Genomic DNA, 21,618 nt, shown 5'->3' on the forward strand with positions numbered 1-21,618 from the left:
AAACTGCCAGCTTCATAATGGACGCCAGTCAGCAAATAGTTTGATGGCAGGATCGACAAGGCTTCAATGAAAAATTCTTTTGGTTTCACGTGGTATCTGGCGGGGCTGAGCATGCTCGGTTATCTCGCCATGGACATGTATTTGCCGGCGTTTGGCGCCATGGGCGAGCAGTTGCAGATTGGCGCCGGGGCCGTGGGCGCCAGCTTGAGCATTTTCCTTGCCGGTTTTGCGCTGGGGCAGTTGCTGTGGGGGCCGCTGTCCGACCGGCTCGGGCGCAAGCCGGTCCTGCTCATGGGGTTGAGCCTGTTTGTGCTGGGGTGCCTGGGTATGTTCTGGGTGCAGACCGCGCCGCAGCTCTGGGCATTGCGCTTTATGCAGGCGATCGGCGTGTGCTCTGCCGCCGTGAGTTGGCAGGCCCTGGTGATTGATCGCTACCCGGCGGACAAGGCCCACCGGGTATTCGCCAGCATCATGCCGCTGATGTCGCTGTCGCCGGCGTTGGCGCCGTTGTTGGGCGCGATGGTGTTGAATCACTTTGGCTGGCAGGCGATTTTTGGCGTGTTGCTGGGTGTGTCGCTGCTTCTGCTGTTGCCGACGGTGTTCCTGCGCGCCGCGCCGAAGCGTCAAACGCACCAACCCGTGCGCCTGGGCTATGCACAGTTGCTCACTTCACGGGTATTTACCGGCAACGTCATGATATTTGCCGCCTGCTCCGCCAGTTTCTTTGCCTGGCTGACTGCTTCGCCCTTCATCCTCGGTGGCATGGGCTACACCCCGAGTGACATCGGCCTCAGTTACGTGCTGCCCACCCTGGCCTTTCTCGTCGGCGGCTACAGTTGCCGCAGCGCCTTGCAGCGCTTGCCGGGCAAAACCTTGCTACCGTGGCTGCTCGCCTTCTATTGCCTGAGCATGGTGGCGTTGTACCTGGTTGCAACGTTGACGGTGCCGACACTCACCACCTTGCTGATTCCGTTCTGCCTGATGGCGCTGTGCAACGGGGCCAGCTACCCGATCGTGGTGGCGAATGCGCTGATGCCATTTTCGGAAAATTCCGGCAAGGCGGCGGCTCTGCAAAATACCCTGCAATTGGGCTTGTGCTTTCTCGCCAGTCTGTTGGTGTCGTCAATGATCGAGCAGGCGCTGTTGATCACGGTGATTGTGATGCTGGCGACCGCACCGCTGGCGGTGCTGGGTTACTGGCTGGCGCGGCCGAAGGCGCAGTGCTCTGAGCTGGCAACTGATCTGAAGTGAAAATGTGGAGAGGGGGCTTGCCCCCTCCCACATTTGGATTGAGTTTCTTCAGCTTGAACGCGTTGTGGCTCAAGACGACCGAATTGTTTTTGTAACGCCTCGGCAGGCTATCTTGTCCGAATGATTGTATACAACTCTATGGACATACAGTCTCAACATTGCATACAGTGAGCGCACAACAAAAACAGAGATGCGCTCACCATGACTATCCCGAAGGCGTCACCGCAGCGGCCCGAAGATGAAAATCTGGGGGTCGCCGCCAACATGGCCTACGGCCTGCAGCATGTGCTCACCATGTATGGCGGCATCGTTGCCGTACCGTTGATCGTCGGCCAGGCAGCCGGGTTGTCGCCGGCGGATATCGGCCTGTTGATCGCCGCGTCGTTGTTTGCCGGTGGCCTGGCCACGTTGCTGCAAACCCTTGGCCTGCCATTCTTTGGCTGCCAGTTGCCGCTGGTGCAGGGCGTGTCGTTCGCCGGTGTGGCGACCATGGTGGCGATCGTTGGCAGCGACGGGGCAGGGGGCGTGCCGGCGATTCTCGGCGCGGTGATGGCCGCGTCGTTCATTGGGTTGTTGATCACCCCGGTGTTCTCACGCATTACCCGGTTTTTCCCGCCGCTGGTGACCGGTATCGTCATTACCACCATCGGCCTGACCCTGATGCCCGTGGCGGCGCGCTGGGCCATGGGCGGCAACAGTCGCGCGGCGGATTTCGGCAGCATGTCGAATATCGGCCTGGCCGCGCTGACATTGGTGCTGGTGTTGCTGCTGAGCAAAATCGGCAGCGCGGCCATCTCGCGTCTGTCGATTCTGCTGGCGATGGTGATCGGCACGGTGATCGCTGTCTTCCTGGGCATGGCCGACTTCTCCGGCGTGACCCAGGGGCCCATGTTCGGCTTTCCCACGCCGTTCCATTTCGGCATGCCGACCTTTCATGTGGCGGCGATTATTTCCATGTGCATTGTGGTGATGGTGACGCTGGTGGAAACCTCGGCGGACATTCTGGCGGTGGGCGAGATCATCGACACCAAGGTCGACTCCAAACGCCTGGGCAACGGCCTGCGCGCCGACATGTTGTCGAGCCTGTTCGCGCCGATCTTCGGTTCCTTCACGCAGAGTGCGTTCGCCCAGAACGTCGGCCTGGTGGCGGTGACTGGGGTGAAAAGCCGGTTTGTAGTGGCAACCGGCGGGGTGTTCCTGGTGGTGCTTGGCCTGCTGCCGTTCATGGGCCGGGTGATTGCCGCAGTGCCTACCTCGGTACTTGGCGGTGCCGGCATTGTGTTGTTCGGCACCGTGGCGGCCAGCGGTATTCGCACATTGTCCAAGGTGGATTACCGCAACAACATGAACCTGATCATCGTCGCCACGAGTATCGGTTTCGGCATGATTCCTATCGCCGCGCCCAGCTTCTACGACCAGTTTCCCAGCTGGTTCGCGACCATTTTCCATTCGGGCATCAGCTCGTCGGCGATCATGGCGATCTTGCTCAACCTGACGTTCAACCACTTCACCGCCGGTAACTCCGACCAGCAGTCGGTGTTCGTGGCGGGGACTGAACGCAGTTTGTGCTTTCGCGACGTGGCGGCATTGCGCGATGGCGATTACTACCGGGGTGGCAAACTGTTCGATGCCGAAGGCAAGGAGATTCCTTTGGTGGCGGATACCTTGAGGAAAACCGCCAAACCTGAAACCACTGAGGCCTGAATGTGGGAGGGGGCAAGCCCTGATGCCAGTCTGTAGGAGCGAGCTTGCTCGCGAAAAACGTCAACGATAACGCGTGCTTCCTGAATGAACGCAGTGCCTGTGAGTTTTTCGCGAGCAAGAGCTAGGCGCCCCCCTCGCTCCTACAAAAAGCCTTAAGGCAAGCCCCCTCCCACATTGGAATTAGCCAGCCTTGAGGGCTTGGTGCGGCATTGAACATACTTCATCCAAGAACTTCACCACCGTCCCCATGCACGCCTGGCGTTCTTCCACGTGGGGCATGTGGCTGGAGTCTTCGAACAGCGCCCAGCGCACGTCCGGGATTTCGTCCAGGAACGGCTTGACCACCAGCGGCGTGGCCTCGTCGTGCCGGCCGGAGATCACCAGGGTCGGCACGTTGATCGCAGGCAAGCGACCGATCACGTTCCAGTCCTTCAAGCTGCCGATCACATGGAACTCCGTCGGGCCGCTCATGGCGTGATACACCGTCGGGTCGGCATCGACCTGGGCGAAGGTGCGCGCGACTTCTTCCGGCCACGGGTTGACCCGGCACACGTGCTGGTCGTAGAAAATCCGCGAGGCGGCCTGGTATTCAGGGTCCTGGTAGGTACCGGCGGCTTCATGCTTGAGCAGGGTTTCATGCACACCTTCGGGCAATAGCTTGCGCAGTCGATTGGCCTCGCTGACCCAGGTGCGCATGCACGTCGGTGAGTTGGCCGGGATAAAGGCGCGCAAGCCCTTGGGCTGCAGAATCGCATGTTCGCTGCCGAGCATGCCGCCCCAGGATTGCCCGAGGATCGCGTAGTTGTCGCTGATGTGCAGGTGGTCGAGCAGGTTGTTCAATTCGTCGAGGAATAGCTCGACGGTCCAGAACGAAGCCGGTTTTTCCGGCAAGTGCGTCGAGCGACCATTGCCCAACTGGTCGTAGTGAATCACCGCGTGGCCGCTGGCGGCGACATCCTTGAACGCGTCGACGTAATCGTGGGTGCAGCCGGGGCCGCCATGGATGATCACCAGTGGTGTGCGGCCGGTAGACAGCTCGCCCGTGATGCGATACCACGTCTGATAGGCGCCGAAGGGGGCGTAGCCTTCGCGGACTTTGTCGATGAATTCCATTTCGTACCCTGCTCTGAAAAAAGGATCATGGCTACGATAGTCTGCACGCGACGTTTAGGTAACTAGCAAAACAGCTAGGTTTTAGATAACGATCAATCGTCCAGCAACCGGTAGTGCGTGGCGCGCACCACCGCCTGCACGCGGTTCTTGGCGCCCAACTTGTGCATGGCAGACGCCAGGTGCAGGGTCACCACCGCCAGCGAACGGGTCAATTGCGTGGCGATCTCGGCCGCAGTCAAGCCTTCGGCGGCCCATTTCAGGCACTCGCGCTCGCGTTTGGTCAGGTGGATATGCGGGTAGGTGCGCACTGCTTTGTTGAACAAAGGATAAGCCGCTTCCTGTAACGCGTGGCCGATCACGCTGAAGTCCGACAAGGTCTGCTGCGCATCTTTCAATACCGCACTCGCCTTACCGGTGCGCAGCCCGGTCAGTGAAGCGAAGCCACCGCGGGGCAGGTGGATCGGCACGCTGACGCCGCAGGTCAACTGTTGTTCGTGCAGGTAGGAACAAACGGGTGCATGGCAGGGGTCGATGATCGTTTGCAGTGCAGTCTCGGCTTTTGCCTCATACGACCAGACAAACGGCGATACGCTGCGCAAGGCCAGGTGTTGCACCGGATCAATCTGGTAGAACCCTTCGCTGCACCACAAGGCGTGCCAGTCGGTCGGCGTGTTGCGCAGTTGCAGCACCGAGGGCGTGATCAGCACCCCGTTGAGGTCGATGGGCACCGGCGTGTAGTCGTACACCAGCGCATCGAAACCCAGCTGTTGGGCGAGGATAAACGTATTGTCTATCTGCTCGTCCAGGCTCCTGCCCGGCATCAGGCGATTATTGAAGGCAGTTAGCCTGGCCAGCATCCGTTCTGCTCCCGAATTCATTTGAATCTCGACTTGCTGCAAGTAGAATGCCACGCCCCGGCGAAGGACTGCCAGGCCAAACCTATAAGAAACGCTAGGTTATGGACGCGCGGCATCCTCGGTAGTGTTGACGTACAAACGGCCACTACCTGCCAGGCCGATACAACACAAGGAATGTATGCATGTGGCGTGAAATTGCCCCCGACCAGCAGTACAACGTGCAAGTCGACGGCCATAATCTCGTGGTCTACAGCTTTGGCGAAGGCGATGAGGTGCTGCTGTGCCTCAACGGCGGGCCGGGCCTGCCGTGTGACTATTTGCGCGACGCCCATGGCTGGCTCAAAGACCATAACCTGCGAGTGGTTGCATTCGACCAGCTTGGCACGGGCGCATCAGCCAGACCGACCGACGTTTCCCTGTGGGAAATCCGCCGTTATGTCGAAGAAGTCGAGACCGTGCGCCAGGCACTGGGCCTGGGCCCAGTGCATCTGCTCGGGCATTCCTGGGGCGGTTGGCTGGGTATCGAGTACGCCATTCATTACCCCGATGCGCTGAAAAGCCTGATTCTCGAAAACACGGTCGGCGATATTCCCCACCTGTCACGGGAACTTGAACGCCTGCGCGGCGCCCTTGGCAGCGAAACCGTGGCCATGATGCAGCGCCATGAAGCCATGGGCACGCTCGATCACCCGCAGTATCAAGCCGCCATCACCTTGCTCAACTATCGCCACGTGTGCCGCCTGGACGAATGGCCGGAGCCGGTCAAACGCTCCCTCGGCGACTGGAACATGGGGCCTTACGAAACCATGCAGGGGCCCAACGAATTCCTTTATATCGGCAACCTCAAGGACTGGAACCGCATTCCTGAAATGGCCACGTTCAAGATGCCGATATTGATCACCACCGGCCAGCACGACGAACTCACGCCGGCCTGTGCCCTGCGCATGAAAATGGCGGCCCGGCACGCCGAACTGCACGTATTTCCCAACAGCAGCCATATGCCGTTCTACGAAGAACCCGAGGCGTATTTTCCGGTGCTGCTGGACTTTCTCGCCCGCCACCGAGGCTGACGAATGAACCTCGCGCGTTACCGCTTTGTACTGTCCCGGCCCCTGCAATTGTTGCCGGTGCTATTGGGCATCAGCCTGATCACCTTTGTGCTGGTGCGCTCGATCCCGGGCGATCCGGCGCGCGCGCTGCTGGGTTCGCGCAGCACGCCGGACGCGTTGCTGAAAATCCGCGCCCAGTACGGCCTCGATGAACCGTTGTGGCTGCAATATTTCTACTTCCTGAAGAACCTGCTCAAGGGCGATCTCGGCCAATCGCTGCTGTACAAGGTCGACGCTCTCAAGCTGATCGTCACGCGTATTGAACCGACGCTGGTGCTGGTGCTCGGCAGTGTGCTGCTGGCGCTGTTGATCGCGGTCCCGCTGGCGACAGTGGCGGCGCGCAATAAAGGCGGTTGGCCAGACAACCTGATCCGCGTATTCACCACGGTCGGCCTGGGCATGCCGGCGTTCTGGCTGGGCCTGATGCTGATCCTGTTGCTGAGTGTGCAGTGGGGCTTGTTTCCGGTGTCCGGTTATGGTCGCACCTGGCTGGACAAGGCCCACCATATGGTGTTGCCGTGTCTGACCATTGCCCTGGCGCTGTCGGCAGTGCTGGTGCGCAATTTGCGCGCGAGCATGTTGGTGGAACTGCAGGCCGATCATGTCACCGCAGCGCGGGCGCGGGGGCTGTCGGAAGCCGCCGTGTTCCGCCGCCATGTCGTGCCCAACTCCCTGGTGCCGGCCGTCAACCTGCTGGCTGTGAACATCGGCTGGCTGATCAGCGGCACGGTGGTCATCGAAAGCCTGTTCGCCATTCCCGGCATCGGCCAGTTGCTGGTGCGCGGTATTTTTACCCGCGACTACATGGTGGTACAGGGCGTGGCAATGGTGCTGGCCTGTGCGACGGTGGTGGTCAACTTCATCGCCGACGTGGTCACGGTGGCCCTCGACCCACGGGTGAAAATGCAATGAACAGCCGCCCATTGATAGCGCCCTGGCGTTTGCGCCTGCGCCTGGGTTTTCGCAACGGCCGGCTGACCGCTGCGTGGGGCCTGTTGATACTGCTCGCATGGCTGACCCTGGCGCTGTTCGCGCCGTGGATCGCGCCCTACGACCCGATTGCGCAGAACACCGATATGAGCCTGCTGGCGCCCGGTGCTGCGCACCTGTTCGGCACCGATAACTACGGCCGCGACGTGCTGTCGCGGGTGATCTGGGGCGCGCGCATCGACCTGCAACTGGCGATTGTCGGGGTGATCTTTCCGTTCATGATCGGCACCTTCATCGGTGCGATCTCCGGTTATATCGGCGGGCGCCTGGACAGCGTGTGCATGCGCGTGATCGATGTGGTGCTGGCGTTCCCGTTTCTGGTGTTGATGCTGGCGATCATGGCCATTCTCGGGCCTGGACTGCAGAGCTTTTACATCGCCATGGCGCTGGTGGGCTGGGTCTCGTATGCGCGGTTGATCCGCTCGCAGATCCTGGTACTCAAGGAGAGCGACTTTGCCCTGGCCGCCAGGAGCCTGGGGTTTGGTCATGGGCGCATTCTGTTCCGGCATTTGCTGCCCAATGCCATGTTTGGCTCGATCGTGTTTTCCATGTCCGACGCGGTGCTGGTGCTGCTCAACGGCGCTGCGGTGAGCTACCTGGGCCTGGGCGTGCAGCCACCGACCGCCGAATGGGGCACGATGGTCGCCGAGGGCCAGGCCTTTATCACCACCGCCTGGTGGATCTGCACCTTCCCGGGCGTGGCCATCGTCACCCTGGCCATGGGCTTCAGCCTGCTGGCCGATGGTGTAGCGCAAGTCCTGGGGGATCGTTCATGAGCCTGCTGCAAGTGCGCGACCTCAGCGTGATCGCCGATAACGCCGGGCATGCGCTGACCCTGGTCGACCGCGTGTCCTTTGACCTCGCCGAGGGTGAAATCCTCGGGTTGGTCGGTGAAAGCGGTTCGGGCAAGACCCTGGCCTGTCGCGGCCTGATGCGCCTGCTGCCATCGCCCAACCTGCGCGTGCAGGGCGGCACGGTGCACCTGGCCGGCCAGGACCTGCTGCGCCTGGATGAAGCCGGCATGCGCGCCGTCCGTGGCGGGCAGTTGGGCATGATCTTCCAGAACCCCAGCAGCCATCTGGACCCGTTGATGCGTATCGGCGAGCAGATCGCCGAAGGCATCCGCCTGCATCAAGGCGCCTCGAAGAAAGACGCGCGCCGGCAGGCCATCGACGTGCTGCGCCAAGTGGGCATTCCCGACCCGCAGGCCCGTGTCGACAACTATCCCCATGAGTTTTCCGGCGGCATGCGCCAGCGCGCGATGATTGCCGTAGCCCTGGGGTGCAACCCGAAGGTGCTGATCGCCGACGAACCCACCACGGCCCTGGATGTGACGGTGCAGGCGCAAATCCTGCGGTTGTTGCTCGACCTTCGCGACAGGCGTGGCCTGTCGATCATCATGATCACCCACGACCTCGGCGTGGTCGCGCAAAGCTGCGACTCCATCGCGGTGATGTACGCCGGGCGCCTGTGCGAACACGGCAGCAAATACGAACTGCTGGCTCAGCCACGGCATCCGTACACCGCCGGCCTGATCGATTGCCAGCCGGCCCACAGCAGCGGCCATGCGTTGTTGCGCACCATCCCTGGCCAGCCGCCGCTGCTCGACGCATTGCCGGGCGGTTGCCGCTTCAACCCGCGCTGCCCGCAGGTCGGCGCCCTGTGTACCGAACTGTTGCCGGAAGGCGCGCGAGTTGCCTGTCACTATCCCCTCGGAGGGCGCCCATGAGCCTGTTGCAGATCAAGGACCTGGAGGTCCGCTTTGCCGCATCCGGCAGTGGCCTGTTCGGGTTGAGCAAGCAGTGGGTGAGGGCGGTGAACGGGGTGTCGCTGAATCTGGCTGCCGGTGAGACCCTCGGGCTGGTGGGCGAGTCCGGCAGCGGTAAAAGCACGTTGGGCCGGGCAATTTTGCACCTCAACCCGATCAGCGCCGGGCAGGTGCTGTTCGACGGTGTCGACATGGCCCGGGGCAGCGCTATCGATATTGCGCGCTTGCGCCGGGAAACCGCGATGATCTTCCAGGACCCCTACGCCGCCCTGAACCCGCGTCACAGCATCGGTGAAACCCTCGCCGAAGTGTTGCGGGTGCAGCGCAAGGTCGCGCCGCAAAACATCCGCGCCCGTGTCGATGAACTGCTCGAGCTGGTTGGCCTGCGCCCTGAACTGGCCTCGCGCAAACCCGGCTCCCTCAGTGGCGGCCAGTGCCAGCGCGTGGGGATCGCCCGGGCGCTGGCGGTGGAACCACGCTTGATCGTCGCCGACGAATGCGTGGCGGCGCTGGATGTGTCGATCCAGGGCCAGATCATCAATCTGCTGCTGGAACTGCAACAGCGCATGAACCTGGCGATCTTGTTTATCGCCCATGACCTGGCCATCGTGCGGCGCCTGTGCGACCGCGTGGCGGTGATGTACCTGGGCAAGATCGTCGAGGAGGGGCCGGTGGAAGCGGTGTTCACTGCGCCGCGCCATCCCTATACGGCGGCGTTGATCGAGGCGATTCCGCAGATTGACCCCCATCGTCCGTTGCCTGCGCAGCCATTGCCCGGCGAGCCACCCAGCCCGCTGAATTTGCCCACAGGCTGCGCGTTTCACCCGCGTTGCCGCTATGCCCAGGCCATGTGTTCCGTGGTGTTGCCGCCCACCCATTCAGTGCATGAGCATCGGTACAGTTGCGTGCTTGAACACCCTTTGCCCCTTCCTGCCCATCATGAACAAGGAGTTATGACATGCAATCGCGCCATTTGAAATTACTCGCCGCCGCCACGCTGACCGCCTGGTCCCTCACTGCCGGCCTGGCCCAGGCTGCTGGCGTACTGACCATCGGTTGCCGTGAAGACAGCACCACCTTTGACCCGATCAAAAGCGCGCAGAACCGCGATACCTGGGTATTTGCCAACGTCTACGACACCCTGGTGCGAGTGGACAACCTGGGCACCAAAATGGAACCGGGCCTGGCGCAAAGCTGGGAGATTTCCAAGGACGGCCTGACCTACACCTTCACACTGCGCGACGCCAAGTTCTCCGACGGCTCGCCGATCACCGCCAGCGACGCAGCGTTCAGCCTGTTGCGCATCCGCGATAACAAGGCGTCGCTGTGGAGCGACCCGTTCAGCCTGATCGACACCGCCAAGGCCCGCGATGGGAAAACCCTGGTGGTGACCCTGAAAACGCCGGCGGTGGCGTTTCTCTCGCAATTGGCGTCGCCAACGGTGTCGATCCTGTCGGAAAAAGCCATGACGACAATGGGCGAAGACGCCTACTCGGAAAACCCGGTGACCTCCGGCGCCTTCACCGTGGACGAATGGCGCAAGGGCGACCGCGTGATCCTGAAGAAGAACCCGAACTTCTGGCAGGCCGGCAACGTCAGCCTGGACGGGGTGGAGTGGGTGTCGGTCACGGACGACAACACACGCATGCGCATGGTGCAGAACAACGAGCTGGACACGGCGATCTTCGTACCCTTCTCCCGGGTTGAAGAGCTGAAGAAAGACCCGAACGTGGTGATCCATGCCGACCCGTCCACCCGCGAAGATCACCTGCTGATCAACCACGCGCACGGCCTGTTGGCCAAGCCAGAAGTGCGTGAAGCGCTGGACATGGCCATCGATAAACAATCGCTGGTGAAGACCGCCACTTACGGACAAGGCACCGTGGCCTATTCCTACATCCCGAAAGGCTCGCTCTATCACTACGCCAATAACCTGCAACGCCCGTATGACCCGACTGCGGCGAAAAAGCTGCTGGCCGATGCAGGCGCCAAGGACCTGAAGCTCAACTACGTGGTCAACGCCGGCAACGAAGCGGACGAGCAGATTGCGGTGATCATCAAGGACCAGCTGGCCAAGGTCGGCGTCACCGCCAACCTGCAAAAGGTCGACCCGACCCAGAGCTGGCAGATGCTGGTGGACGGTGAGTACGATATTTCGGTGATGTACTGGACCAACGACATCCTCGACCCGGACCAGAAGACCACTTTCGTGCTGGGCCATGACACCAACCAGAACTACATGACCCGTTACCAGAACGACAAGGTCAAGGCCCTGGTGGCGCAGGCGCGCATCGAGGCCGACCCGGCCAAGCGTGAACAGATGTACGTGGAGTTGCAGAAACTGGCGAAACAGGACGTGAACTGGATCGATCTGTACTACAGCCCGTACATCAATATCTCACGCAAGAATGTGAGCAACTTCCTGCAAAACCCGCTGGGCCGCTTCACGCTTGAGGAAGTGGTGAAAAACTGACGAGCGCTGCAATACCAATGTGGGAGGGGGCTTGCCCCCGATAGCGGTGTCTCAGCCAACAGATTCATGGGCTGATCCACCGCAATCGGGGGCAAGCCCCCTCCCACATTTTGCTTCAGGTTGTGTCAGGGGTTACTGGGCGTCGAACGCCTGCCCATTGATCCCTGCACTGTCCGGCCCCATCAGGTACAGGTACACCGGCATGATTTCTTCCGGCGCCGGCCGTTCCATCGGGTTTTCCCCAGGGTAGGCCTGGGCTCGCATGCTGGTGCGCGTACCGCCCGGGTTGATGCTGTTGGCGCGCACGGCGGCGACGTCTTCCAGCTCGTCGGCCAGGGTCTGCATCAAGCCTTCAGTGGCAAACTTCGACACACCGTAAGCGCCCCAATACGCGCGGCCCTTGCGCCCGACGCTGCTGGAAGTGAACACCACCGACGCATCCGTGGACAGCTTGAGCAGCGGCAGCAGGGTGCTGGTCAGCATGAACATCGCGTTGACGTTGACGTGCATCACCCGCATGAAGTGCTCGCCGGACAATTGCTCGATGGGCGTGCGCGGTCCGATGATCGAGGCGTTGTGCAGCAGGCCGTCGAGGCGGCCGAATGCCTTTTCGATCATCGCTGCCAGCTCATCGTATTGATGGGGCAGGGCGGTCTCCAGGTTGAACGGGATCACCACCGGTTGCGGCTGGCCGGCGGCTTCGATTTCGTCATACACCTGAGCCAGGTTGGCCTCGGTCTTGCCCAGCAGCAACACGGTGGCACCGTGGGCGGCGTAGGTTTTCGCCGCAGCCGCGCCGATCCCGCGGCCGGCACCGGTGACCAGGATCACCCGGCCTTTGAGCAGTTCTGGAGGGGCAGAATAATCAAACATACATAACCTCACATTCGAAAACGCCGAAGATCCAATGTGGGAGGGGGCAAGCCCCCTCCCACATTGGATCTTCATCGATCAGTTAAATCAGCAACTGCACACCGCGCTATCCAGCACCTTGCGCAGCTCCAATGGGTGGTCCACCACCACATCCGCCCCCCAGTGACGCGGGTTGTCGTCCGGATGGATATAACCGTAGGTAACTGCCGCCGTACGGGTGCCGGCATCGCGACCGGATTCGATATCACGCAAATCGTCGCCCACGAACAACACGCTGGCCGGGTCGAGGTCGAGCATCTTGCACGCCAGGATCATCGGCTCCGGGTCCGGCTTGCTGTTCTTTACGTGGTCCGGACAGATCAGCACGGCCGAGCGTTCGGCCAGGCCCAGTTGCTGCATGATCGGCTCGGCAAAGCGCAGCGGCTTGTTGGTGACCACGCCCCAGACCAGCTTGGCCTTCTCGATGTCTTCCAGCAGCTCGGCCATACCGTCGAACAATTTGCTGTGCACCGCGCAGTCCTTGAGGTATCGCTCGAGGAATTCCTGGCGCAGCGCTTCGAAACCTGGCGACTCCGGGTCCATCGAGAAAGTCACGGCGACCATCGCCTTCGCGCCACCGGAGATTTCATCGCGGATGTGCTGGTCGTTGACCGGCGGCAGGCCACGGTCGGCGCGCATGGCCTGGCAGATGGCGATAAAGTCCGGCGCGGTGTCCAGCAGGGTACCGTCCATGTCGAAGAGAACCGCTCGCAACTTCACAGGCTTACTCCTCGCGCAGGGTCTGGATCATGTAGTTGACGTCAACGTCGTTGGCCAGCTTGTAGTGCTTGGTCAGCGGGTTGTAGGTCAGGCCGATGATGTCCTTGACGGTCAGCCCGGCCTGGCGGCTCCACGCGCCCAGCTCGGAGGGGCGGATGAATTTCTTGAAGTCATGGGTGCCGCGCGGCAGCAGCTTCATGATGTATTCGGCGCCGATGATCGCGAACAGATAAGCCTTGGGGTTGCGGTTGATGGTGGAGAAGAACACCTGGCCGCCGGGCTTGACCATGCGGAAACAGGCGCGGATCACCGAAGACGGGTCCGGCACGTGCTCGAGCATTTCAAGGCAGGTGACCACGTCGAACTGTTCGGGCATTTCCTCGGCCAGGGCTTCGGCGGTGATCTGGCGGTATTCCACGCTTACGCCGGATTCCAGCTGGTGCAGCTGGGCCACGGCCAGCGGTGCCTCGCCCATGTCGATGCCCATGACGGTGGCGCCGCGCTGGGCCATGGCTTCACTGAGGATGCCACCGCCGCAACCGACGTCCAGCACCTTTTTGCCGGCCAGGTTGACGCGTTCGTCAATCCAGTTGACCCGCAGTGGGTTGATGTCATGCAGCGGCTTGAACTCGCTCTCACGGTCCCACCAGCGGTGGGCCAGGGCTTCGAATTTGGCGATTTCGGCGTGGTCGACGTTGCTCATGGTGAATCCTCTGAATCTGATAAATCGGTTTATTCGCTGTGCCCGCTGATGCGTTGGCCCCAGGCAATGGCCGTGGCGGTCAACTGTGCTTCATCCATGCGGGTCAATCGTCGGTCGTCGAGCAACTGCTTGCCGGCGACCCAAAGGTGTTTCACGCAGTCACGTCCGGTGGCGTAGATAAGCTGTGAGACCGGGTCGTAGATCGGTTGTTGCGCCAGCCCCGAAAGGTCGAAGGCGACGATATCCGCAGCCTTGCCGACTTCCAGCGAGCCGATCTGGCTGTCCAGGCCCATCGCCCGCGCGCCATTGAGGGTGGCCATGCGCAGCGCGCGATGGGCGTCCAGCGCGGTGGCCGAACCGGCGACGGCCTTGGCCAGCATCGCGGCGGTGCGGGTTTCGCCCAACAGGTCGAGGTCGTTGTTGCTGGCGGCGCCGTCAGTGCCTATAGCCACATTGACGCCAGCCTGCCACAGGCGTTCAACCGGACAGAAGCCGCTGGCCAGTTTCAGGTTCGATTCCGGGCAATGGATCACGCTGGTGTTGCTTTCTACCAGCAAAGCCAGGTCCTCCTCGCTGATTTGGGTCATGTGAACGGCCTGGAAGCGCGGGCCCAGCAGGCCAAGGCGACCCAGACGGGCCAGTGGCCGCTCGCCCGTCTGTTCCACGGCTTGCTGCACTTCGAAGGCGGTTTCGTGCACGTGCATATGGATTGCGGCGTCCAGCTCTTCAGCGATGATCCGGATCTTTTCCAGGTTGTCATCGTTGACGGTATACGGCGCATGAGGCCCGAACGTGATCTTGATACGTGGATGATGCTTGAGGTCGCCGAACAGCTCGATGCCCTGGCGAATCGCCTCATCGGCGGTGCTGGCGCCCGGGATGGGGAAGTCCAGGATCGGAATGGCGATCTGCGCGCGCATGCCGCTGTTGTGCACGCAATCGCTGGCGACCTTGGGGTAGAAATACATATCGGAGAAGCAGGTGATGCCGCCCTTGAGCTGCTCGGCGATGGCCAGATCGGTGCCATCGCGCACGAAGGCTTCATCGACCCACTTGGCCTCGGCGGGCCAGATGTGTTTTTCCAGCCAGGTCATCAATGGCAGGTCATCGGCCAGGCCGCGAAACAGGCTCATCGCCGCATGCCCGTGGGCGTTGATCAGGCCGGGGCTGAGCAGCATGCCCGGCAGTTCGCGCACTTCGCTCGCCTCAAGCTTCAATGCCGCCGCCCGCGGCCCGATAAACACGATGCAACCGTCGCGGATACCCAGGCCATGCTCCTTGAGCACTACGCCGGCGGGTTCGACGGGTACCAGCCAGGTCGGCAGCAGTAATAAGTCGAGCGGGGCGGCAGTGGGCGTCATCGCAGGCTTCTTCCTGGGCAGCTATAAAAGAAGGGCGAAGTATACCCGAGCGTCCCGGCGGGCGGATCGCTATAATCGGCGGCTTTTGTTCATAAGTACGGGGTTAAGGGATGCGCGACCGACTGTTGGCGGCGGAGAAGGTGAAGGCCATCGAGTGGCGTGATGGCGTGCTGCACCTGCTCGATCAGCGTGCATTGCCGGCCCGGGAAAGCTGGGTGACGTGCTCGACCGTCGACGAGGTGGCCGCCGCCATTCGCGCGAGGGTGGTGCGCGGCGCGTCGGCCATCGGTATCAGTGCGGCCTACGGCCTGGTCCTGGCTGCGCGCCAACGCATTGCCGAAGGCGATGACTGGCAGGCGGCATGGGAAGAAGACTACGCATTGCTGGCCGATACCCGCCCCACCGCATCCAACCTGTTCTGGGCGTTGAAGTGCATGCGCGAGCGCCTTGACCGTCTCAAGCAACAGGCCGACCCGTTGGCGGTGCTGGAAGCCGAAGCCATTGCGATTCATGAGAGCGATCGCGAAGCCAATGTGGTCATGGCCCAATTGGGCCTCGAGCGCATTCGCAAGCATCAGGGCAACGCCCAGGCGATCCTGACCCATGGCAACGCCGGCGCCCTGGCCTCCGGCGGTGTCGGCACGGCCCTCGGGGTGATCCGCGCGGCATTCCTGGAAGGCCTGGTCGAGCAGGTTTATGCCAATGAAACCCGGCCGTGGCTGCAAGGCTCGCGATTGACCGCCTGGGAGTTGGCCGGCGCCGGCGTTCCGGTCACGGTAAATGCCGACGCCGCCGGGGCGCATATCCTCAAGACCAAAGGCGTCACCTGGGTGGTGGTCGGCGCGGACTGCATCGCGGCCAATGGCGATGTGATCAGCACGATCGGTACCTATCAACTGGCCGTTTGCGCCATGCACCATGGCGTACGCTTCATGGTGGTGGCGCCGAGCTCGACCGTCGATCTGATGATGGCTACCGGCGATGATGTGACCCTGGAAGAGCGTGATGTCGGTGAGTTGCTGGAGGTGAATGGCCAGCGGTTGGAGGCGCAGGCATTTAATCCGGCGTTCGATGTGACGCCGGCGGATCTGATTGATGTGATCGTGACCGAAAAAGGTGTGATGGAGCGGCCGGATACCGCCAAGCTGGCCAGGTTGATGTGTCGTAAGCGGCTGCATTGAGGGCTGTGGTGTCTGTGCCATTGCTATCGGGGGCAAGCCCCCTCCCACAGGTTTGACTGTGTTCACAATTCAAGTGTGGGAGGGGGCTTGCCCCCGATTGGCCCTCAAAGTCAATAAAAGTCCCGGATCCAGCCTCAAAAAACAGCACCACCCCACCTCTGAGCCTCTCTCGTCCCCCTCAAGCCTGTCATTCATCAAATTACTAGCCTCCATGCGCATCAGGGGGATAGGTGCGTGGCGGCGATTGTGATAACATCCGGCGGTTTCCAGGGCTGCCCCGAGGGGTGGTCCATAACGTGCAGATCCGTGTCATAACTCGTTGATTTGTCGTAAGTCGTTGTCAGGCACCGTGCCGGCAGCGGCGAGCTTTGTTCGTCCCGAATGGATGTAACGAAGTTTCACCCGAAAAAGGAATCAGGCTTCTCATGGGCGAACTGGCCAAAGAAATCCTCCCGGTCAATATCGAAGACGAGCTGAAACAGTCCTACCTCGACTACGCGATGAGCGTCATTGTCGGTCGGGCACTGCCTGATGCGCGCGACGGCTTGAAGCCCGTGCACCGGCGTGTGCTGTTCGCGATGAGCGAGCTGGGTAACGACTGGAACAAGCCGTACAAGAAATCTGCCCGTGTTGTCGGTGACGTGATCGGTAAGTATCACCCCCACGGCGACACTGCGGTGTACGACACCATCGTTCGGATGGCCCAGCCGTTTTCCCTGCGCTACCTGCTGGTAGACGGCCAGGGCAACTTCGGTTCGGTCGACGGCGACAACGCCGCGGCCATGCGATACACCGAAGTGCGCATGACCAAGCTGGCGCACGAACTGCTGGCCGATCTGCATAAAGAAACCGTGGACTGGGTGCCGAACTACGACGGCACCGAAATGATCCCGGCCGTCATGCCCACCCGTATTCCCAACCTGCTGGTCAACGGTTCCAGCGGTATCGCCGTGGGCATGGCCACCAACATCCCGCCGCACAACCTCGGTGAAGTCATCGACGGTTGCCTGGCCCTCATCGACAACCCCGAGCTGACCGTCGATGAGCTGATGCAATACATCCCCGGCCCGGACTTCCCGACCGCCGCGATCATCAACGGTCGCGCCGGCATCATCGAAGCCTACCGCACCGGTCGCGGGCGCATTTACATGCGCGCCCGCTCGATCATCGAGGACATCGACAAGGTCGGTGGCCGCCAGCAGATTGTCATTACCGAACTGCCGTACCAGCTGAACAAAGCGCGCCTGATCGAGAAGATCGCCGAGCTGGTTAAAGAGAAGAAGCTCGAAGGCATCACCGAACTGCGCGACGAGTCCGACAAGGACGGTATGCGCGTAGTCATCGAGCTGCGTCGTGGCGAAGTGCCCGAGGTGATCCTCAACAACCTCTACGCCCAGACCCAGCTGCAAAGCGTGTTTGGTATCAACGTGGTTGCCCTGATCGATGGCCGCCCACGCATCCTGAACCTCAAGGATCTGCTGGAAGCCTTCGTACGTCACCGCCGTGAAGTGGTCACCCGTCGTACCGTGTTCGAACTGCGCAAGGCCCGCGAGCGCGGCCACATCCTGGAAGGCCAGGCGGTTGCGCTGTCGAACATCGACCCGGTAATCGCCCTGATCAAGGCTTCGCCGACGCCGTCGGAAGCCAAGGAAGCCCTGATCAAGATGCCATGGGAATCCAGCGCCGTGGTGGCCATGGTTGAACGCGCCGGCGCTGATTCCTGCCGGCCCGAGACCCTGGACCCGCAATACGGCCTGCGTGACGGCAAGTATTTCCTGTCGCCGGAACAGGCCCAGGCCATCCTGGAACTGCGTTTGCACCGCCTGACCGGGCTGGAGCACGAGAAGCTGCTGGCCGAGTACCAGGAGATTCTCAACCAGATCGGCGAGCTGATCCGCATCCTCAACAGCGCCGTGCGCCTGATGGAAGTGATCCGCGAAGAGCTGGAAGTGATCCGCGCCGAATACGGCGACGTGCGCCGCACCGAGATCCTCGATGCGCGCCTCGACCTGACCCTGGGTGACATGATCCCGGAAGAAGAGCGTGTGGTGACCATCTCCCACGGTGGCTACGCCAAGACCCAGCCGCTGGCGGCGTACCAGGCCCAGCGTCGTGGCGGTAAAGGTAAATCGGCTACCGGCGTCAAGGATGAGGACTACATCGCTCACCTGCTGGTCGCCAACAGCCACACCACGCTGCTGCTGTTCTCCAGCAAGGGCAAGGTGTACTGGCTGAAAACCTACGAAATCCCGGAAGCCTCCCGTGCCGCCCGTGGGCGTCCACTGGTCAACCTGCTGCCGCTGGACAGTGATGAATACATCACCACCATGCTGCCGGTCGAGGAATACACCGAAGGTCACTTCATCTTCATGGCCACCGCCATGGGCACCGTGAAGAAGACCCCGCTGGAATCCTTCAGCCGTCAACGCAGCGTGGGCCTGATCGCCCTGGAGCTGGATGAAGGCGACGTGCTGATCTCTGCCGCGATTACCGATGGCGAGCGCGAAGTCATGCTGTTCTCCGACGGCGGCAAGGTCACGCGCTTCAAGGAATCCGACGTTCGCGCCATGGGCCGTACCGCCCGCGGCGTGCGCGGCATGCGCCTGCCGGAAGGGCAGAAGCTGATCTCCATGTTGATTCCGGAAGAAGGCAGCCAGATCCTTACCGCTTCCGAGCGTGGCTACGGCAAGCGCACCGCCATCAGCGAGTTCCCGGAGTATAAGCGTGGCGGCCAGGGCGTGATCGCCATGGTCAGCAACGACCGCAACGGCCGTCTGGTCGGCGCGGTGCAGGTACTCGACGGCGAGGAAATCATGTTGATTTCCGACCAGGGCACCCTGGTACGTACCCGCGTGGCGGAAGTATCGAGCCTGGGCCGTAACACTCAGGGCGTGACCCTGATCAAGCTGGCCAAGGACGAAAAACTGGTCGGCCTTGAGCGTGTGCAGGAGCCTTCGGAAGTTGAGGGCGAAGCGCTCGAAGGTGAGGAATTCGATGGCGAGGTGATCGCAGCCGGCGATGACAACGTCGACGAGCCAACCCTCGATGCTGCCGCAGACGAAGAAGAACCGCAGGAATAAGCGGACACACAGGGGGCGGATGAAGATTCGCCCCCTTGTTGTTTGTCCCCTTTGAAATATAACGCCGCCCCCTGTAGGAGCGAGCTTGCTCGCGAAAATCGCCAACGATGACGCGGGCTGCCTGATACGCCTTGCGCTCTCGGGTTTTTCGCGAGCAAGCTCGCCCCTGCAGTGTTTGATTTCAGTCCCACCAGATCAGAGAGATTGGATGTGAGCAAGAGAGCCTATAACTTCTGTGCCGGTCCCGCGGCGCTTCCTGAAGCAGTCCTGCAGCGCGCGCAGGCTGAACTCCTCGACTGGCATGGAAAAGGCCTCTCCGTGATGGAAATGAGCCATCGCAGCGATGAGTTCGTGTCCATTGCCACCAAGGCCGAGCAGGATCTGCGCGACTTGCTGGACATCCCCTCCCACTACAAAGTGCTGTTCCTGCAGGGCGGCGCGAGCCAGCAGTTCGCCCAGATCCCGCTGAACCTGCTGCCCGAAGGCGGCACGGCCGACTATATCGACACCGGTATCTGGGGTCAGAAGGCCATTGAAGAAGCCTCCCGCTACGGTCATGTCAATGTGGCAGGCACCGCCAAGCCTTATGACTACTTCGCCATTCCTGGTCAGAACGAATGGAAACTGTCCAAGGATGCGGCCTACGTGCACTACGTCGCCAATGAAACCATCGGCGGCCTGCAATTCGACTGGGTGCCGCAAGTGGGCGACGTCCCGCTGGTGTGCGACATGTCCTCGGACATCCTCTCGCGTCCAATCGACGTGTCCCGGTACGGCATGATCTACGCCGGCGCGCAGAAAAACATCGGCCCGAGCGGCATCCTGGTCAACATCATCCGCGAAGACCTGCTCGGCCGCGCGCGCTCGGTGTGCCCGACCATGCTCAACTACAAGGTCGCGGCCGATAATGGCTCGATGTACAACACCCCGCCGGCATTCGCCTGGTACCTGTCCGGCCTGGTGTTCGAATGGCTCAAGGAGCAGGGCGGCGTGGCTGCCATGGGCAAGCTCAACGAAGTGAAGAAGCGCACCCTGTACGACTTCATCGACGCCAGCGGCCTGTACAGCAACCCGATCAACCTCGCCAATCGCTCATGGATGAACGTGCCATTCCGCCTGGCTGACGACCGCCTGGACAAGCCGTTCCTGGCCGGTGCCGACGAGCGCGGCCTGCTGAACCTCAAGGGTCACCGTTCGGTCGGTGGCATGCGCGCCTCCATCTACAACGCCGTCGACATCCACGCCATCAACGCGCTGGTTGCCTACATGGCAGAGTTCGAAAAGGAACACGGCTAATGTCTGAGCAAGAACTCAAGGCCCTGCGCGTACGCATCGACAGCCTGGACGAGAAAGTCCTCGAGCTGATCAGCGAGCGCGCACGCTGCGCCCAGGAAGTGGCCCGGGTGAAAATGGCGTCCCTGGCGGAAGGCGAGGTGCCGGTGTTCTACCGGCCCGAGCGCGAGGCTCAGGTGCTCAAGCGCGTGATGGAGCGCAACAAGGGGCCGCTGGGCAACGAAGAGATGGCGCGGTTGTTCCGTGAAATCATGTCCTCGTGCCTGGCGCTGGAGCAGCCGCTGAAAGTGGCGTACCTCGGCCCGGAAGGCACCTTCACCCAAGCGGCGGCCATGAAACATTTCGGCCATGCCGTGATCAGCAAGCCAATGGCGGCGATCGACGAAGTGTTCCGCGAAGTGGCGGCCGGTGCGGTGAATTTTGGCGTGGTGCCGGTGGAAAACTCCACCGAAGGCGCGGTCAACCACACGCTGGACAGCTTCCTCGAGCACGACATGGTGATCTGTGGCGAAGTCGAACTGCGTATCCACCACCATCTGCTGGTAGGCGAGAGCACCAAGACCGACAGCATCAGCCGTATCTATTCCCACGCCCAGTCCCTGGCCCAGTGCCGCAAGTGGCTGGATGCGCATTACCCGAACGTCGAGCGCGTGGCGGTCTCCAGCAATGCCGAGGCGGCCAAGCGGGTCAAGGGCGAGTGGAACTCGGCGGCGATTGCCGGCGATATGGCGGCGGGCCTGTACGGGCTCACGCGCCTGGCCGAGAAAATCGAGGACCGTCCGGACAACTCCACACGTTTCCTGATGATCGGCAGCCAGGAAGTGCCGCCCACCGGCGACGACAAGACCTCCATCATCGTCTCCATGAGCAACAAGCCCGGCGCGCTGCATGAACTGCTGGTGCCGTTCCACGACAACGGGATTGACCTGACGCGCATCGAGACGCGTCCTTCGCGCAGTGGTAAATGGACCTACGTGTTCTTTATCGACTTCATCGGGCATCACCGCGACCCACTGGTCAAAGGTGTGCTGGAGAAAATCAGCCAGGAGGCCGTGGCACTCAAGGTGCTGGGCTCTTACCCGAAAGCGGTTTTGTGAGGCTTT

At 61.7% G+C, this 21,618-nt stretch carries 18 protein-coding genes; 12 read left to right on the forward strand and 6 right to left on the reverse strand.

Going from position 1 to position 21,618, the window contains the following annotated elements; all coding sequences use genetic code 11:
• Positions 1 to 66 precede the first annotated feature (66 nt).
• Complete coding sequence (gene punC, locus BFP89_RS15900; protein ID WP_065886394.1) at positions 67 to 1,251, forward strand: purine nucleoside transporter PunC; 1,185 nt, start codon at positions 67 to 69, stop codon at positions 1,249 to 1,251.
• Between the two features lie 201 nt (positions 1,252 to 1,452).
• Positions 1,453 to 2,955, forward strand: coding sequence for a nucleobase:cation symporter-2 family protein (locus BFP89_RS15905; protein ID WP_065886395.1), 1,503 nt, complete (start codon positions 1,453 to 1,455; stop codon positions 2,953 to 2,955).
• A gap of 180 nt (positions 2,956 to 3,135) precedes the next feature.
• Here the strand turns inward: BFP89_RS15905 and BFP89_RS15910 are convergent, their stop codons facing one another.
• Positions 3,136 to 4,068 (reverse strand): proline iminopeptidase-family hydrolase, encoded by a 933-nt coding sequence (locus tag BFP89_RS15910; RefSeq protein WP_065886396.1) that lies wholly within the window; start codon positions 4,066 to 4,068, stop codon positions 3,136 to 3,138.
• 92 nt (positions 4,069 to 4,160) lie between these two features.
• A complete protein-coding gene (locus BFP89_RS15915) occupies positions 4,161 to 4,925 on the reverse strand; it encodes a LuxR family transcriptional regulator (RefSeq protein WP_065886397.1) in 765 nt (254 codons plus the stop codon).
• Between the two features lie 182 nt (positions 4,926 to 5,107).
• Between BFP89_RS15915 and BFP89_RS15920 the strand changes: the two genes are divergently transcribed.
• The 6 genes from BFP89_RS15920 to BFP89_RS15945 are packed head-to-tail and all read left to right on the forward strand — an operon-like array spanning position 5,108 to position 11,265.
• Positions 5,108 to 5,995, forward strand: a complete 888-nt coding sequence (locus BFP89_RS15920; RefSeq protein ID WP_065886398.1) for a proline iminopeptidase-family hydrolase — start codon at positions 5,108 to 5,110, stop codon at positions 5,993 to 5,995.
• A gap of 3 nt (positions 5,996 to 5,998) precedes the next feature.
• Positions 5,999 to 6,946, forward strand: a complete 948-nt coding sequence (locus BFP89_RS15925) for an ABC transporter permease (protein WP_065886399.1) — start codon at positions 5,999 to 6,001, stop codon at positions 6,944 to 6,946.
• On the forward strand, positions 6,943 to 7,800 hold the full coding sequence (locus tag BFP89_RS15930) for an ABC transporter permease (RefSeq protein WP_065886400.1): 858 nt from the start codon (positions 6,943 to 6,945) through the stop codon (positions 7,798 to 7,800). The genes BFP89_RS15925 and BFP89_RS15930 overlap by 4 nt, the downstream gene beginning before the upstream one ends.
• Positions 7,797 to 8,753, forward strand: coding sequence for an ABC transporter ATP-binding protein (locus tag BFP89_RS15935; protein WP_065886401.1), 957 nt, complete (start codon positions 7,797 to 7,799; stop codon positions 8,751 to 8,753). The genes BFP89_RS15930 and BFP89_RS15935 overlap by 4 nt, the downstream gene beginning before the upstream one ends.
• Positions 8,750 to 9,769, forward strand: a complete 1,020-nt coding sequence (locus BFP89_RS15940) for an ABC transporter ATP-binding protein (protein WP_065886402.1) — start codon at positions 8,750 to 8,752, stop codon at positions 9,767 to 9,769. The genes BFP89_RS15935 and BFP89_RS15940 overlap by 4 nt, the downstream gene beginning before the upstream one ends.
• Positions 9,751 to 11,265 carry an ABC transporter substrate-binding protein gene (locus tag BFP89_RS15945; RefSeq protein WP_065886403.1) on the forward strand — a complete coding sequence of 505 codons (1,515 nt, stop codon included), beginning with the start codon at positions 9,751 to 9,753 and terminating at the stop codon, positions 11,263 to 11,265. Before BFP89_RS15940 ends, BFP89_RS15945 begins: the two co-directional genes overlap by 19 nt.
• A 132-nt stretch (positions 11,266 to 11,397) precedes the next feature.
• Here the strand turns inward: BFP89_RS15945 and BFP89_RS15950 are convergent, their stop codons facing one another.
• The 4 genes from BFP89_RS15950 to BFP89_RS15965 all read right to left on the reverse strand — a co-directional run bounded on the left by BFP89_RS15950 (position 11,398) and on the right by BFP89_RS15965 (position 14,961).
• Entirely contained in the window at positions 11,398 to 12,138 is a 741-nt protein-coding gene (locus tag BFP89_RS15950) for a YciK family oxidoreductase (RefSeq protein WP_065886404.1), read from the reverse strand.
• Between the two features lie 87 nt (positions 12,139 to 12,225).
• Positions 12,226 to 12,897 carry an N-acetylmuramic acid 6-phosphate phosphatase MupP gene (mupP, locus tag BFP89_RS15955; protein ID WP_065886405.1) on the reverse strand — a complete coding sequence of 224 codons (672 nt, stop codon included), beginning with the start codon at positions 12,895 to 12,897 and terminating at the stop codon, positions 12,226 to 12,228.
• A 4-nt stretch (positions 12,898 to 12,901) separates the two neighbouring features.
• On the reverse strand, positions 12,902 to 13,600 hold the full coding sequence (ubiG, locus tag BFP89_RS15960; protein ID WP_003189760.1) for a bifunctional 2-polyprenyl-6-hydroxyphenol methylase/3-demethylubiquinol 3-O-methyltransferase UbiG: 699 nt from the start codon (positions 13,598 to 13,600) through the stop codon (positions 12,902 to 12,904).
• 29 nt (positions 13,601 to 13,629) lie between these two features.
• Positions 13,630 to 14,961: a TRZ/ATZ family hydrolase gene (locus BFP89_RS15965; RefSeq protein WP_065886406.1), complete on the reverse strand. Its 1,332-nt coding sequence runs from the start codon at positions 14,959 to 14,961 to the stop codon at positions 13,630 to 13,632.
• 110 nt (positions 14,962 to 15,071) lie between these two features.
• Between BFP89_RS15965 and mtnA the strand changes: the two genes are divergently transcribed.
• The 4 genes from mtnA (at position 15,072) to pheA (ending at position 21,612) form a co-directional block, all read left to right on the forward strand.
• A complete protein-coding gene (gene mtnA / locus BFP89_RS15970) occupies positions 15,072 to 16,142 on the forward strand; it encodes an S-methyl-5-thioribose-1-phosphate isomerase (RefSeq protein WP_065886407.1) in 1,071 nt (356 codons plus the stop codon).
• Positions 16,143 to 16,567: 425 nt separating this feature from the next.
• On the forward strand, positions 16,568 to 19,222 hold the full coding sequence (gene gyrA / locus BFP89_RS15975; RefSeq protein WP_065886408.1) for a DNA gyrase subunit A: 2,655 nt from the start codon (positions 16,568 to 16,570) through the stop codon (positions 19,220 to 19,222).
• A gap of 210 nt (positions 19,223 to 19,432) precedes the next feature.
• Positions 19,433 to 20,518, forward strand: coding sequence for a 3-phosphoserine/phosphohydroxythreonine transaminase (gene serC, locus BFP89_RS15980; protein WP_065886409.1), 1,086 nt, complete (start codon positions 19,433 to 19,435; stop codon positions 20,516 to 20,518).
• Positions 20,518 to 21,612 carry a prephenate dehydratase gene (gene pheA / locus BFP89_RS15985; protein WP_053132458.1) on the forward strand — a complete coding sequence of 365 codons (1,095 nt, stop codon included), beginning with the start codon at positions 20,518 to 20,520 and terminating at the stop codon, positions 21,610 to 21,612. Before serC ends, pheA begins: the two co-directional genes overlap by 1 nt.
• Positions 21,613 to 21,618: the final 6 nt, after the last annotated feature.

Origin of the sequence: Pseudomonas sp. 31 R 17 (assembly GCF_900004915.1) — a bacterium.
Taxonomy (GTDB): Bacteria; Pseudomonadota; Gammaproteobacteria; order Pseudomonadales; family Pseudomonadaceae; genus Aquipseudomonas; species Aquipseudomonas orientalis_A.

Coding starts and splice junctions, on each gene's coding strand:
- BFP89_RS15950 (WP_065886404.1), bottom strand. CDS start 12,138: ATGTTTGATTATTCTGCCCCTCCAGAACTGCTCAAAGGCCGGGTGATC.
- BFP89_RS15915 (WP_065886397.1), bottom strand. CDS start 4,925: ATGCTGGCCAGGCTAACTGCCTTCAATAATCGCCTGATGCCGGGCAGG.
- punC (WP_065886394.1), top strand. CDS start 67: ATGAAAAATTCTTTTGGTTTCACGTGGTATCTGGCGGGGCTGAGCATG.
- mtnA (WP_065886407.1), top strand. CDS start 15,072: ATGCGCGACCGACTGTTGGCGGCGGAGAAGGTGAAGGCCATCGAGTGG.
- BFP89_RS15930 (WP_065886400.1), top strand. CDS start 6,943: ATGAACAGCCGCCCATTGATAGCGCCCTGGCGTTTGCGCCTGCGCCTG.
- BFP89_RS15910 (WP_065886396.1), bottom strand. CDS start 4,068: ATGGAATTCATCGACAAAGTCCGCGAAGGCTACGCCCCCTTCGGCGCC.
- BFP89_RS15965 (WP_065886406.1), bottom strand. CDS start 14,961: ATGACGCCCACTGCCGCCCCGCTCGACTTATTACTGCTGCCGACCTGG.
- BFP89_RS15945 (WP_065886403.1), top strand. CDS start 9,751: ATGCAATCGCGCCATTTGAAATTACTCGCCGCCGCCACGCTGACCGCC.
- ubiG (WP_003189760.1), bottom strand. CDS start 13,600: ATGAGCAACGTCGACCACGCCGAAATCGCCAAATTCGAAGCCCTGGCC.
- BFP89_RS15940 (WP_065886402.1), top strand. CDS start 8,750: ATGAGCCTGTTGCAGATCAAGGACCTGGAGGTCCGCTTTGCCGCATCC.
- BFP89_RS15935 (WP_065886401.1), top strand. CDS start 7,797: ATGAGCCTGCTGCAAGTGCGCGACCTCAGCGTGATCGCCGATAACGCC.
- BFP89_RS15925 (WP_065886399.1), top strand. CDS start 5,999: ATGAACCTCGCGCGTTACCGCTTTGTACTGTCCCGGCCCCTGCAATTG.
- gyrA (WP_065886408.1), top strand. CDS start 16,568: ATGGGCGAACTGGCCAAAGAAATCCTCCCGGTCAATATCGAAGACGAG.
- BFP89_RS15905 (WP_065886395.1), top strand. CDS start 1,453: ATGACTATCCCGAAGGCGTCACCGCAGCGGCCCGAAGATGAAAATCTG.
- BFP89_RS15920 (WP_065886398.1), top strand. CDS start 5,108: ATGTGGCGTGAAATTGCCCCCGACCAGCAGTACAACGTGCAAGTCGAC.
- pheA (WP_053132458.1), top strand. CDS start 20,518: ATGTCTGAGCAAGAACTCAAGGCCCTGCGCGTACGCATCGACAGCCTG.